We start from the raw sequence: 13,481 nt of genomic DNA on the forward strand, positions 1-13,481 counted from the left end.
CATGATGAAGCTTCGCACGCTGCTGCTGTTGTTGCCCTGTCTCCTGTGGGGTCCGCTCGCGCTCGCCCAGGCGCCGAACGTCACCACCTATTACGAGCCCATGGAGGGGGGCGCCATCCGCTACCACACCATGGCGTCCCCGTCCTCGACCGGGCCGGGTCCCAGCCACCAACTGTCGCTCGCGCTGGCATTGCGCAACAACCAGGCGACGTCCGTGACGTTGACCCAGGTGCTGATTGATTTCCCTGGCACGACGCTGTTGTCGGCCATGTCCACCAGCGTCGCCGTGCCCGCGAACGCGATCCGCAACTGGTCGTTCAGCACCGCCCAGAACATCATCCTGCCCAACCCCGCGCCGGCCACCATCCGCGTCTGGCTCTACTTCACGGGCTACCCGACCCCGGTGATCGAGACGTTCTCGCTCGCCGCCTACCAGGCGCCCACTCCGTCGGGCAGCAACCGCTTCTGGGGCCGGGTGGGCGACCTGCGCCCCCACGAGTACTGGCAGGGCATGGGCGCGGTGCACGGCGCGAGCGTCCAGGGCTGCCAGCTCTTCGCCCATGACGTGGGCGTCTATGGTTGGACGGGCTCCGGCTGGTCCGACCTGCTTCCGGGCACCGACGGTTCGCAGAACGAGCACTACCGGCAGTGGGGCAAGCCCATTTTCGCCGTCTCCGCGGGCACGGTGTCGGCCTTCGTCAACACCGACCCGACCAACTTCCCGGTGGGTTCGGTCAACCCGGCATCGCACGGAGGCGGCAACAGCTTCCTCGTCGACAACGGCACGTATGAAGTCGGGTATGCCCACATGCAGGCCGGCACGCTCAACCCTGCTCTGTTGTCCATTGGCGCGCAGGTCAACGTGGGCGACTACCTGGGCCTGCTGGGCAACTCGGGCAGCTCCTCGAAGCCGCACCTCCACATCGGAGCGATCGCCTCGGACGCGTCGGCGACGCTGTGGTCCCCCCAGTGCGGAGGCCCGCTGCGCCCGTTGCCGCTCGACGGTGCCTTCGCCATTGACCAGGCGGTGTTGACGGGCTGGTACGGGATGGAGCAGCTCGCGCCCTGGTCCGTGATGAACGGCGTGGGCATTCCCAGCGGAGCGGCACCCAATCACGTCAACTCGCTCCTCTGGCCCTCCGCAAGCCTGCCGGTCGTGCTGAACCACGCCGTGCTCAACGACTTCGCGCTGGCCCCCAACGGCCAGCTGTGGGCCGTGGGCAACACGAACGCGGTCCGCACCACCCAGGACCGCTTGAACGGCACCTTCCACACCGGCGTCTACCTGGATGTGAACCCGGGCGGCTCCGCGAAGGCCATCGCCGTCTCCGCCGCGGTTCCGTATGTGATTGGGATGAACGACTTCGTCTACCGGGGCACCAGCTCCGGGTGGGTCCAGACGGCGCAGACGGCCAAGCGCCTCACGGTGGATGAGTCCACCGGCAAGGCCTGGGTCATTGGCCTGGACGACAAGGTCTACTCCTTCAACCCCGCCACCCTCCTGTGGAGCGCCCACCTCCCGACCGCCTCGACGGGCAAGGACATCGCGGTCGCCCAGGGCATCCCCTACATCATCGGTATGGATGACCGCGTCTGGAAGTACAACGGCTCCTCCTTCGTGCAGCTGCCCGCCACCACGACGCTCAAGCGGCTGGCGGTGGACGGCACCTCCGGCAAGCTGTGGGGCATCGGGGCCAATGACGGCGTCTGGTCCTCCACGGGCGGCAGCACCTGGGCCGAGCACCCCGGCGGCGCCCGCGCCTATGACATCACCGTGTTCCAGGGGCTTCCGCACGTGCGCGGCCTGGACGGCGGCGTCTGGAAGATCGCGGGCTTCGGCTTCTCCCGCATCAACGTCGTCCAGCCCTGAGCGTCGCTGGGGTCGTGCAAGGTCTCCGCACCTCGCACGACCCTCCCTGGCGGGGGCCACGCCGGCCCCCGCCCGGGGACTCACCTCACGATGCGGTAGATGTGGTGCGTGTATTCCGCGGCGAACGTGTCCGTGAACGTGCTGCCGGAGTAGGGGAGGGTGCGGCCCTCGCCAACCACCTCGACGGTGCCGCTGGCGGGCAGTTCGAGCGGGAGCGTGAAGGTGTAGCTCCCGCTGGCGTACTGCCGCTTCTGCATCGCGAAGACATACGCCGCGCCGTCACGGAACTTGAGCATCGTGCTCAGCTTCGGGTTGAACTGCCATACGTAGGACTGGGTGTTGAGCACCCGGGCCAGCGACTGCACCCGCGCGTTGACGGCCTTCACGCGGTCCCGGGTGGCCTGATACGCGGGCCGGGTGTCATTGAGCACGTCCGTGGAGGATGGGTTCGCCGTCGTGTCGGAGAAGACGTGGGAGAAGTACGCCACCACGCGCGCCTCGTGGATGAGCGTGGACCAGACGGCGCCTTCCACCTGATTGGCATTGAGGGTGCTACCCGTGGCCTGCCCTCCCAGCTCGACGACGACGCCGAGCGCGGCGCGGGGGTTGCCATTGTTGCCCGCGCTGGAGGCGGTCCGCAGGTTCGTCATCAGGACCTCACCGTAGTTGGAGGCCCGCCGCACCTCGCTCGCGGGGATCCCGAACCAGGTGACGGCCTCCGCCCCGATGTTGCCGTCCGTGTAGAAGTAGATGTCGCCGGTGACCATGCCCAGCCGCCAGTTCGCCCGGCTGTCAGGACCGGCCGCGCCGTTGAGGGCGATCTCCCGGTCGCGGTCCCCCCACCACATCAGGGCGCCCTTGCCGACGTTCGCGTAGATGAAGGCGGCCGGGTTGTTCAGCCGCTGGTATTCGGTGTTGTAGAGCGTGAAGCCGCAGCGGCGCGGATCATCCGGGATGCAGACGTCATAGCCGCCGTAGTTGCCCGTCCACGGATCCCAACCCGGTCCGCCCCACATGTCCGTCTCATCGGGGAACGTGGCGCCCACGGCCTCCCCGCCCGCGCCGGAGCCGGCGAGGTTCCAGATGCCGTGCTTGCGCATCCAGCCCGCGGACGAGGCATTGCCCGCGTAGGTCTCCAGGAACGCGTTGATGCCATGGGCCTTGTCCGTGATGATCCGCGACTCCGTGTCCGTGTACGCGCCCCAGTAGGCGATGGGGAAGAAGTCCTCCGTGAGCCACGGCGTGCCCGCCATGGCCGGGTAGGCGGCGTAGAACGGCGGCCCTCCCTCCCAGGGCACGCGGGGCAGGCTCAGCCCGCCGCCCGCCGGGGGCGGCTGCGTGGTGGCCGAGGCCGCGTTGGAGGCGGCGCCCACGTTGCCCGCCGCGTCGTGCGCCTTCACCGTGTACGTGTAGAGCGTGGACGGCGCGAGCCCGGTGTCCAGGTAGCCGAGCGTGCCGCCGGAGAGCGACGCGACCTGCGTGCTCCCGCGAAAGACGCGGTAGCCCGTCACGCCCGCGTTGTCGGTGGCCGCGCTCCAGGTGAGCTGGATGGCGCCCGGTGAAGGCGCCGTGGCGACGAGGGCCCCCGGCGCGGTGGGAGCGCTCGTATCGGGGCTGTACGTGAAGAGCACGTCCACGAAGTAGTTGCTGTGGTTGTAGCTCTGCGTGGGGAAGCCGCCGCTGCCATAGACATACACGCCGTTCTGGCCATCCACGCCCGAGGCCAGCGCCGTCAGGGGGCCGTTCGCCGCGCCCTGTCCATTGAAGAAGCCGCCGGTGGAGGCATAGCGCCCCGCTGGCGCCAGGTACGAGGCGACGTAGGTGGTATTGGCCGTGATGCTCACGGGGGTGGTGAAGCGCACCGTCTGCCAGCCGGTGGCCGTCTCGTTGGTGAACGTGGCGGTCGCCAGCCGTTGCCCGGTGCGGCTCCAGAGGCTCCCCACATGCGGCCCCGTGTTGGCGGCGCTGCCCTTGTAGAAGCGGATGCCGGAGACGACGCCCGGGACGTTGGCGCGGAACTTCACGCCCAGCTCCACGGACGCGATGTCCGGGTCCGCGCTCGTCGTGGGGAGGACGCCCGCGCCGAAGATGCTGACCTCGCTGTCGACACTCCGGGAAAGCTCGCCCGTTTCGGTGGGCACCGGGGTTTCGTCAGCGCAGGCCGAGAGGCAACCCAGCGCAAGGAGCCAGAGCAGGCCGTGGGGCCGGTATCGGGATGAATGCACGTCACATCTCCTGGGAACAGCGGCAGGGGGAGACCGCTGTATCCAGGATGTCATGTTTTGAAGCTAAAGCGGGTTTCGGTCGCCTCGCTTCTTCCTGCCCCGAGCGACCTCGGTGGCCAGGGCCCTGTCGGCGTGACGGGACTCAGCGCGGGTCCACGCCCCACAGCCCGACGGTGCCGTCTCCCTGTCCCCAGGCCAGGAGGCGCCCGTCGGGCGAGAAGAGGACGTCGCTCGTCTGGATGTCGTTGTCGTCGCCCGTGCGGAACAGCTCCGCGCCCGTGTCGAAGCGGTGGACGCTGAAGCCACGGCTGTCATGCGAGGCCGCGAGCAACGTTCCCTCCGGGTTGAAGTCCAGGTTGCAGGCATAGCCGCGGAACCCCGCCAGCGTCCGCACGAGCCGGCGCTCGCCCACGTGCACCACGACCACGTCTTCCGTGAGCCCGCCCACGGCGAGCAGCGGCTCCGTGGGGTGGAAGGCGACGCTCCAGGCCGGGGACGCATCGATGGACAGTCGCCAGGGCCTTGCCCCCGGGGTCGTCTCCCAGAGCCAGAGATTGCCCTGCTGCCCGTCATGGGGAATCGCGGTCACCGCCGCGAAGCGGCCGTCTGGAGAGAGCGCGCACGCCGTCACGGAGGCCTCGATGTCCAGGCCCCCCAGCTCACATGCCAGCCGCCAGGACTTCACGTCCCAGATGAACGGCGCTCCTCCGTCTGGCACGACCAGCAGGTGCTCACCGCCCCGGGACCTGGCGAGCGTGGTCACCGCATGCTGCACGTGTTCCTCGCCCAGCAGTGCGCCGTCCCTCGCGGAGAGGGCCAGCAGCCGCGGCCGCCAGAGCCCCGCGGGCGACAGGTTCGCCGGCCCCACGCAGACGACCCGGTCGCCGCCAGTGAGGACCGCTGGGGCCGCGGAGGGTGGGGCCTCGAAGGTGCCAAGGGGCGCGTCCGAGGGGCTCCCCACGTCCCACCACCGCAACGGCGCCTCCCCCCGGCCCTTCGCGAGCAGCAGCGTGCCGCCCGGGTCGAAGCCGAGCTGGTGACCCGAGGAGAAGGGGATTCGCCGGGGCCCCAGCTCCCGCACGCGCTTCAGGTGGGGGGCCTGGGCCGGAGTGATGACGGGACGTGAGGCGTTCATGCGCGTTCCCCTAGAAGCAGGTGCCGGTGCTCTGGTCCACGATGCACTCGGGGAGGATGAGGCGCCCCTCCATGATGTCCAGCTCCAGGTGGTAGTTCTTGTAGTACTCGAAGTCATTCGTCGACACGGGCGCCGGAACGGAGCCGGCGCGCAGCTCCAGCCGCACCATCGAGAAGGGCAGGACCATGGCCTCGGCCTCGTACACGTAATACGTCGTGGTGTGCAGGGGATCGTCGTAGACGACCTGGGTCGCGATATCGACCCACTGGTTGAGCGCGTTGAGCTGCTGGAGCGCGAGGATGGCCGTCATGGGCCGGTACGGCAGGTTCCAGGGCTCCCACGGGCGCAGCGAGTAGGCGCGCAGCTTCACCTGGGCCCGGACCTTCTTCGCCGTCTGGTGGGCGAAGAACGCCGGGACCTGCATGAAGACATGGCCGCTGCGGCTGGTCATCAAGGGCAGCGTGTAGATGCCCGTCCCCCACTCCGCGGGGTTCGTGGGGCAGCGGATCTCATTGGAGCGGAAGCCGCTGAGCATGCGCTCGTCGCTCCACTTCCAGCGCTGTCGCGGGCAGCCGTTGTACGGGTCCAGGGGGCACGGCTCGCTGGCCGTCAGGTTGAACGTCGGGTGCGTCGTGGGCGGCGGCTGCGACGGCGCGCCGCACGCGATGGCGTTGCTCCCCGACGCGTCCACCAGGACACAGGTGCTGGTGATGGGCCGGTCCGCCCAACCGCACATGTCGATGGACACCTCCCTCACGTACTGGAAGTTGAAGGCATTGGCCGGAGAGGACGACGAGAGGATTCCCAGGGCGACGAGCGCCGGTGCGAAGGTCTGGAGGAGGGTCTTCATGGAGGGCTCACGGGTTGCCGGGCGCGCGCGTCGGCAGCGACGCCACGCGCCCGGCGGGGTTGAGGGTGTGGGAGGCAAGGGACTGCTGCGTCAGGGGCCCAGGTCCACGTGGGACGCATCCGCCCAGATCTGCTCCAGCATCGCCATCTCGCTGGCGTTCAGGTCACGTTCGGTCAGGCCCTTCGACTTGGCCAGCATGGCCTCGCGGAACCACTTGGTGAATCCGGTACGGGCTTCCTTCTGGCCTTGGGGGACGAGCACGTTGGAGTCCGTCACCTTGGCGGCGATGTCCGCAGGCGCATACTCGCCGGGCGTGTGCGAGACCTCCTTCTTGAGGTGGGGCCGGGGACGACCGGCCGTCCCGTTGGGCGCGATGCGGATGATGGAGCCGTCCGCGTGCGCCCAGACCTCCTGGACGCTGTCGGAGGCCTTCAGGACGAAGCCCTTCTGCGGCAGTAGCGCCTGGACCTCCTCCAGGATCATGCCCTTCATCGAGGGCAGGCTTCGCGCCGACCCGCCCATGTTCTTCTTGATGAGTGTGTCACGCACCCTGGGGTTCCAGATGGTGAGGAAGATGTCCAAGCCGACGACCTTGTTCATCGCGCCGCCGCCCACCGTGGAGGCGAAGTCGGTGACGAACTTGTCGCCGTAGGTGTCCGCCAGGTGTTTGATCTGCTTCCCGGTGAGTTCCTCCAGGTGGGACATGGCGTTGTCCCCGATGCGCGAGCGCAGGAACCGGGCCTCGGTGGCCCCCAGGTCCAGCACCAGGTTGTCGAGGATCTTGCCCACGCGCCCGGCGGCGGGGGCTATCGCCATGACGCCGTGCCAGAAGGCACCGCTGCCGATGACGACCCCCAGGCCGGAGGCGATGCGCTCCTCCGTGGACAGCTCCTCCCCGTTTGGCAGGCAGAACTTCCTGCCCGTGACGGCCTCGCACAGGTCCAGCACGTCTCCCACCGGGGTGAAGCCCACGGCGAACCGCCCGACCTCCACGGCGGCGGTGGCCACGGACTGGGTCAGCCGGGTGAGCTCCGACAGCGCGCTCGTGTCCACGCTGAAGATGGCGGCGCCCGCGCCGTGCAGCAGGCCATTGATGGTCTCCAGCAGCAGCCGCTCCTCGGGGGTCATGTTCGGGTCCCAGCCGGCCAGCGCGTCCTTGAGCGCCGTGGCCGCCTGGGGCGTCCGCGCCATCAACGTCGTGTCCAGCCGGTGGCGGATGTCCTGGGGGATGGGGCTGTCCACGAACCAGCCGGACTCGTCCATGAAGGTGCGCACGTAGGACGCCACGCCCTGGCGCGCGTTGAGGAACGCCGCCCACTCGTCGTTCGACACGGCGGCCCGGGACTCCAGCGAGCGGCGCATCGCGTCCACGTTGGCGCGCCAGCCGCGCACCGTCGTCAGGAAACCCACCCGGTCCTGCGCGGAGCCGGTGCCCATCTGCTGCTCCAGCCGGGCAATCACCTGCTGCGCGAAGGCCGCATACGGATCATGCGCGGGGTCGAAGTCGTCGTTGGGGACGACCTCGGGCACCGTCACGTCCGGCACCTCGTCCAGCCCGCTGCCGGTTTCGAAGCTGTCCGGCGAGCCCAGGTCATGCCCCGCCTGCGCCACCGAAGCCTCGATGAGCGACACGGCCTCGTCCACGTGCAGGCCCAGCTCCGTGGTGATGCGGGCAATCTCCGCCCGCAGCTGCGTCACGTTCTTCTTGAGGTCCGCCACCAGGTTGACCAGGGCCCGGCGCGTGCTGGACGGCACGTCCGGGTAGCGGCGCAGGAGCGCGTCCAGCTCCGCCGCGGTCAGCTCGTCGAAGCCCTTCTGCAAGAGCGTCGTCAGCTCCGCCTCCAGGCTGTCGAGCCGCGCCTGCTGCGCCGAGAGGTCGGCGATGCGATTCGCGTTGCCCAGCAGCTTGTTGCGGTCCTCGGAGAGGGCCCGCTCCAGCTCCGCGATGCGGTCCGCCAGCCCCGGGTTGATCTCCCGCAGCGTGAAGTTGACGTTCGTCCGTCCGGTGAACTCCGTGCCCTGACGGTTGACGTAGAACAGGGGCATCAGGCCCTGCCCGGGTCGGCTCAGCTTGACGAGCTCCGTCGTGAAGGTGTTCGCGTTGCCACCCAGGGTGGTGACGCTGAAGTCGAAGGAGTTGTTTCCGGGCCGCAGCAGGACGGAGTCGAACGGCGCGCTGAACGCGTTGTAGAGGTCCCGGTTCTGGGCCACTCGGTAGGCCCTCGGGATGGTGTACGTGGGCAGGGGGATGCTGTTGACTTTGAAGAAGGGATCGCCCTCCTGCACGATGGTGGCGCTGCTGTTGCTGCCCTTGGAGCCGACGTACGAGACGGTCTCCCAGAGGATTTCGTAGGGGTCGGCCCGCGCGGGGCTCGCGGACAGCAGCGCGAACAGCAGGGCCAGGGGGGCGCGTCGCATCCGGGAGGCCCCGGTGCGCGGGGGGATGGCAGGTCGGTTGTTCATGTCGGGCCTCACAGTCCGTCGGACACCCGCAGCGCGGCGTCATGCACCATCGCGGCAGTCTTGAGCTGACCTGTGGCCAGCTTCGCTTCCACGTCCGTCAGCAGCGCCGCGGGCACGGTTCCCGCCTGACGCATCATCGCCACGTTGATCCGCAGCGTGCCGGGCAGGGTGGACGTCATCCACGAGCGCACGCGGGAGAAGTCCCGGCGCATGGCCACGCACCCCGCCTCCCGCCAGGAGCGCTGCCCCGCCTGGGGCGGCGCGCACGCGGGCTCGAACTGGAGGTACGCGTCCATCTGGTCGAACTTCTCCGCCAGCAAGGACAGCTTCAGCACGGTGCTCCTGGGCGCCACCTGCCACAGCTTCGTGCTGCGGGAGGTGACGTCGTCCAGGAAGCGCTGCGAGGCGGTGAGGAAGGCGGCATCCGCCAGCGCCTGACGCGTCGCCGCGTTCGCCTCCAGGCCGATGAGCGCGTCCCGCCGCTGCTTCATGCCCTCCAGCAGCGTGTCCACCCCGGTGAGCACCTTGCGCAGCCGCGACCCGGCATAGCCCTCGATGCCGCCGAGCATCTCCAGCTCCCCGTCGACCAGGTCGCCCATCCGCAGGCCGCGCCGCGCGATGAAGTCCTTGTGGGGCGCGAGCTGCTCCACGTAGTCCTCCTGGAGCTCCGCCAGCAGCACGCGCAGCCGCACCGCCTCCATCGCGATCGCGCTCGACTCGGCGCTCTCCTGATGCGCCAGGTCCACCGCGTCGAGCTGCACCGTCACCAGCCCCTGGAGGTCGGCGGCGGAGCCCTGGCTGGCCAGCGCATGGAGCTTCGCGGTGGTGGCGGCCTCGGTGGCCTTGTAAGCGCTGAAGCGGTTCGCGAGCGTCACCACCTGGGGCGCCAGCGTGTCCAGCGTCGCCCGTGCCCGGGCCACCGTCTCCTCCAGGTGCTCCATGCCGGCCTTCACGTCCGCTTCCTCGAGCACCACCGGATCTCCGTACGCGCTGGCCTCCTGCTTCACCTTCGCCTCCGCGGCGCCGAGCATCGTCTTCACGCGTTCCGTCACGGCGGCGAGGATGCGCCCCTGGTCCTTGACGTAGTTCCGGGACTCTCCCGCGTGGATCTTCAGGCTCTCCAGCAGCGCGTCCGCGCTCTTGTTGTTGTTCTTCAGGAAGTTCGTCACCTGCTGCTGCGAGTCCATCCACGCCGTCAGGTCCCCGGCGGAGCTGTCTTCCCCCGGTCCCACGGACCACAACTTGATGACCTGGTAGCGGCACGCGAGGTCCGAGCCACAGGTGTTCGCCAGCCGGTTGGCGACGCGGTCGTAGACCACCTGCGGGCTGGCGGGGCTCGGCGCACACTCCGCGAGGGCGCCAGGGCTGTAGGCGCAGAACATGGGGACGTAGGTGGAGTTGTGCTGCCGCTGCGTGGCCAGCGGGGCCTGCGCGGGTGGGGACGGGGGCGGCTGCCCGCAGCCCGTGGCCAGCAGCGCCGCCAGCGCGGTGCCCGGACCCATGCGGAGTCGGAAGGGATTCATGCTCGTGCTTTCGGGTGGAGGGGGACGGCCGCCTACGGCAGCCACGGGTCCAGTTGGGTCAGGGCGAGGAGCTTCTTGTTCTGGAGCCGGATGACCTCGGTCTTCGCGTCCTCGTAGAGCTGCGCGTAGTCGGGCGGGTTCTGCGTCTGCCGGGCGAGGATGGCGTTGAGCCGCGCGAGGATTTCCGCCGCGCCCGTGCCCAGGTGGTCCTCCAGCGTCATGACGGTGCCATCCGGCCGCTGCCAGTCCTCCGGCTTGCCCAGCACCCAGAGCTCGGCGTGCAGCCGCAGCAGGGCCAGACGCTCCTCGATGGAGAGGTCGCCGCAACTGAGGACCATCGACTCCAGCGCGGGCGTGGACTCGAGGGCCGCCGCGCGCAGCTCCTGCATCGTCGGGTTCGACAGCTCCACGCGGAAGCGGTCGGCCAGGCTGTGCATGAACGCGTAGGCCCGCTGGTAGAGCATCAGCTCCTCCATCCGGTCCGAGTGGTTTTGCGCGGTGGCGATCTGCGCGTCGAGGGCGGTGATGAGGGCCTGGGCCTCCGCCGTCGAGACCACGTCCACCTCGTTCCAGCGGACCTCCAGCGAGATGCGGCAGCTTCCGTCCAGCACCGCCGATGGCGTCCAGGTGGAGTTGTCGCTCAGGGTGAGGTTGCCCACCGGCGCCCCGCCCGGCCCGCGCAGCAGGACCTCCGTGCCGCGCAGATAGGGAATGAGGGCGGGTGATGCTCCCGCTGCCTCCGCCCTGGCCTCCAGCGGGTACTGGGTGGAGCAGTTGCCGGAGACCACGGAGCGCAGCGCGGTCTTCAGCGGCACCGCCGTCTCCGCCGTGGGCGTCGACAGCTGCTGGGGATTGATGTGGCAGTTCACCAGCCGGTTGAAGCGCAGCTCGCAGCGCGCCGGAGAGATGAGGTCGACAACGTCCGCCGCATAGGCCGCGGGCGCCATCAGCAGGGCACACGCCGCCCCCGCGATTCGCGTGTTCATGACTTTTCCTGTGGATGGGGTTCTGGAGCGCCCAGAGGAGTACCGGGATGGGGGGACACGGGACATCGCCGTGCCGCCAGCGGACCCAGGCGTGGGACGAAGCGGCCCATGGCGTCCGTGAGCTGGCCAGCGCGACCGCTGGCTCCCCTGCATGCTCACGCGACGCTCTCCGGGCCAGCAGGCATCCGGGGGGTGTCTCAGACCCTGTTTACAATTGTATCACTGGCGCCGGAGCATCCCTTCCACATGGGTCTCTCCCGCGTCTTCTTCTTCGTGCCCAAGGTGTTCGTCGTTTCCTCCAGGTCCTCCGTGAGCCCGCGTCCGGGCAGGAGCTCATGCCTCGCGGGACTGGGCACCGCGCTGCTCCTTGTCTTGATGTCGGCTTCCCTGGCGCATGCGGCGCCGGTGCGGGCCAGCGTGCCCGCGTTGGACGGATGGCGCTTTCGCTGGGGTGACTCGCCGCTGGGGCCCGAGGGCATCCCCACCTGGGCGAATGCGACGGGCACGGAGGAGGGCTGGCAGCCGGTGGAGGCGCTGAAGGTGCCTCCGGGCCGTGGCACGAACACGCTGCTCTGGCTGAGCATCCCCGTCCCCGAGGGGAAGTGGGTGGAGCCGGCGCTCTATCTGGGAAACGTCGCCAACGCCTTCGAGGCGTACTCCGGCGGCCAGCGCATCTACGCGAGCGGGAAGGTGAACCCCTCTGGCCGCGAGAGCATGGACAGCATGGCCTGGCACCTGGTGCCCCTGCCGCCCGACCTGAAGGACCCGCGCATCCTGCTGCGCATCCAGGGGACCGGGTTCGCCATCGGCGTGACGCTCGACGCGAGGGTGGGCTCGCACCGTGAACTGCTCGCCGCGGCGACGCGCACGGGGCTGGCGCCGTTTGTCATCGGAATGATGTTGCTCGCCATCGCCGGGGTGAGCGCTGGCGCCGCCGTGCTGCGCCGCCAGCGGCGCATGCTGGTGGCACTGACCGTCTTCTCCGGGGGCTCGGGCGTGCTGCTGCTCGGCTTGAGCGGCCTGTTCGCCGCGCTCTGGGACCTGCGCGTCGCCAGCACCCAGCTCACGCTGCTGGGCGCGTACTGCATCCTCCCGGGCCTCGCGTGGTTCCTCTCGGACACGATTGGCGAGGGGCGGATGCGCTGGTTCCGCATCGGCGCGGCGGTGGTCTCCGTCCCGGCCGCGCTCCAGGGCGCCCTCGTCCTCGTGAACCTGAGCCAGGCCCAGGGGCTCCTGCCGTTCATGATCCTCTATTCGCTTCCCGGGATCATGGTCTGCGTCGGCGTCGTGGCCGTGGAGTCCTGGCGCGGCAACTCCGACGCCCGCATCTTCGTCGTCGGCCTGGGCATCCTCTTCTTCTTCTGCGTCCTCAGCACGCTCCCCATGCTCGGCCTGGCGGATGCGGCGGACCTCCAACTGCACTGGGGTTTCTTCGCGCTCACGCTGTCGTTCGTGGGCATCGTGGCAAGCCGCTCGTCGCGGGTGATGCGCTCCCTGGCGCAGCACACGCGCAGGTTGGAGGAGCGGCGCAAGGAGGTGCGTCAGCTCGCTGACAGCATGGGGAGCGGCGCCGGAGAGCTGGCCGCGGTGGTGCAGCAGCTGCGCGCCACGAGCGAGGAGCAGACTTCCGGCATCAGCCGTCAGGCGACGGCGCTCCACCAACTGGAGCAGACGGTGGAGGAGATCCGCCAGAGCTCGCACGTGACGGCCGACAAGGCCCGCCTGATGGCCGCCTCCGCGGAGACGGCCGAGCAGGTGGGGCTGGACGGCGGCGTGGCCCTGGAGCGCACGCTGACGGACCTCTCCGCCATCCGCGCCGAGGTGTCGGAGATGGCCAGCCACATCCTCACGCTCGATGCGCGCACGCGTGAGATCGCCGGCATCGTGGACGTGGTGAAGGCGCTGGCGGACCAATCCAACATGCTGGCCCTCAACGCGGCCATCGAGGCGGTGCGCAGCGGCGACACCGGCAAGGGCTTTGGTGTGGTGGCACGGCAGATGCGCAGCCTCGCGGACCAGTCCATCCACGCCACCCAGCGCATCCGCGAGGTGCTCGAAGGGGTGGGCGCGAGCATGCGCGAGGCCGCGAAGGCGAGCGAGCAGGGCGAGCAGCGGGTGATCGGCAGCCTCGAAGCGGTGCGCACCTCCGGCGTGCAGCTCCAGAAGCTGGCCTCCATCATCCGCGACACCAGCTCCAGCGTGCGCCAGATCACCGCCGCCGTGGCCCAGCAGGACACGGGCACGCACCAGATTGCCCAGGCCATCCAGGAGCTGTCCGCCCAGATGCAGCGCACGCTGAGGGTGGTGGACGAGACGCAGAACGTCACCCACTCCGTGCAGTCGCTGGCCCAGCGCCTGTCGGGCGTCGCCGACCACGCCCTCCGCTCCGGCACCCTGGACGCGCAGGAGACGCCGGCCCCATAGTTTCC

At 69.6% G+C, this 13,481-nt stretch carries 8 protein-coding genes; 2 read left to right on the plus strand and 6 right to left on the minus strand.

Annotated elements, in window-relative coordinates:
• The first annotated feature begins 1 nt into the window (after position 1).
• Positions 2-1,870 (plus strand): M23 family metallopeptidase, encoded by a 1,869-nt coding sequence (locus D7Y13_RS00240; RefSeq protein WP_158620234.1) that lies wholly within the window; start codon positions 2-4, stop codon positions 1,868-1,870.
• Between the two features lie 80 nt (positions 1,871-1,950).
• On the opposite strand, the gene D7Y13_RS00245 is transcribed toward D7Y13_RS00240, so the two are convergent.
• The 6 genes from D7Y13_RS00245 to D7Y13_RS00270 all read right to left on the minus strand — a co-directional run bounded on the left by D7Y13_RS00245 (position 1,951) and on the right by D7Y13_RS00270 (position 11,052).
• The gene (locus tag D7Y13_RS00245) at positions 1,951-4,095 is read right to left on the minus strand and encodes a DUF4082 domain-containing protein (RefSeq protein WP_233595205.1); all 2,145 of its coding nucleotides are present in this window, start codon (positions 4,093-4,095) and stop codon (positions 1,951-1,953) included.
• A gap of 142 nt (positions 4,096-4,237) precedes the next feature.
• Positions 4,238-5,230 carry a WD40 repeat domain-containing protein gene (locus tag D7Y13_RS00250; protein WP_120581835.1) on the minus strand — a complete coding sequence of 331 codons (993 nt, stop codon included), beginning with the start codon at positions 5,228-5,230 and terminating at the stop codon, positions 4,238-4,240.
• Between the two features lie 10 nt (positions 5,231-5,240).
• On the minus strand, positions 5,241-6,080 hold the full coding sequence (locus D7Y13_RS00255; protein WP_120530862.1) for a hypothetical protein: 840 nt from the start codon (positions 6,078-6,080) through the stop codon (positions 5,241-5,243).
• 90 nt (positions 6,081-6,170) lie between these two features.
• Positions 6,171-8,543: a hypothetical protein gene (locus D7Y13_RS00260; protein ID WP_120581834.1), complete on the minus strand. Its 2,373-nt coding sequence runs from the start codon at positions 8,541-8,543 to the stop codon at positions 6,171-6,173.
• 8 nt (positions 8,544-8,551) lie between these two features.
• Positions 8,552-10,066 (minus strand): hypothetical protein, encoded by a 1,515-nt coding sequence (locus D7Y13_RS00265; protein WP_120581833.1) that lies wholly within the window; start codon positions 10,064-10,066, stop codon positions 8,552-8,554.
• 32 nt (positions 10,067-10,098) lie between these two features.
• Positions 10,099-11,052, minus strand: coding sequence for a hypothetical protein (locus tag D7Y13_RS00270; RefSeq protein WP_120581832.1), 954 nt, complete (start codon positions 11,050-11,052; stop codon positions 10,099-10,101).
• Positions 11,053-11,298: 246 nt separating this feature from the next.
• On the opposite strand from D7Y13_RS00270, the gene D7Y13_RS00275 reads away from it, so the two are divergent.
• The gene (locus D7Y13_RS00275; protein WP_120581831.1) at positions 11,299-13,476 is read left to right on the plus strand and encodes a methyl-accepting chemotaxis protein; all 2,178 of its coding nucleotides are present in this window, start codon (positions 11,299-11,301) and stop codon (positions 13,474-13,476) included.
• The last annotated feature ends 5 nt before the right edge of the window (positions 13,477-13,481 follow it).

The sequence above is a fragment of the Corallococcus praedator genome (assembly GCF_003612125.1).
Taxonomy (GTDB): Bacteria; Myxococcota; Myxococcia; order Myxococcales; family Myxococcaceae; genus Corallococcus; species Corallococcus praedator.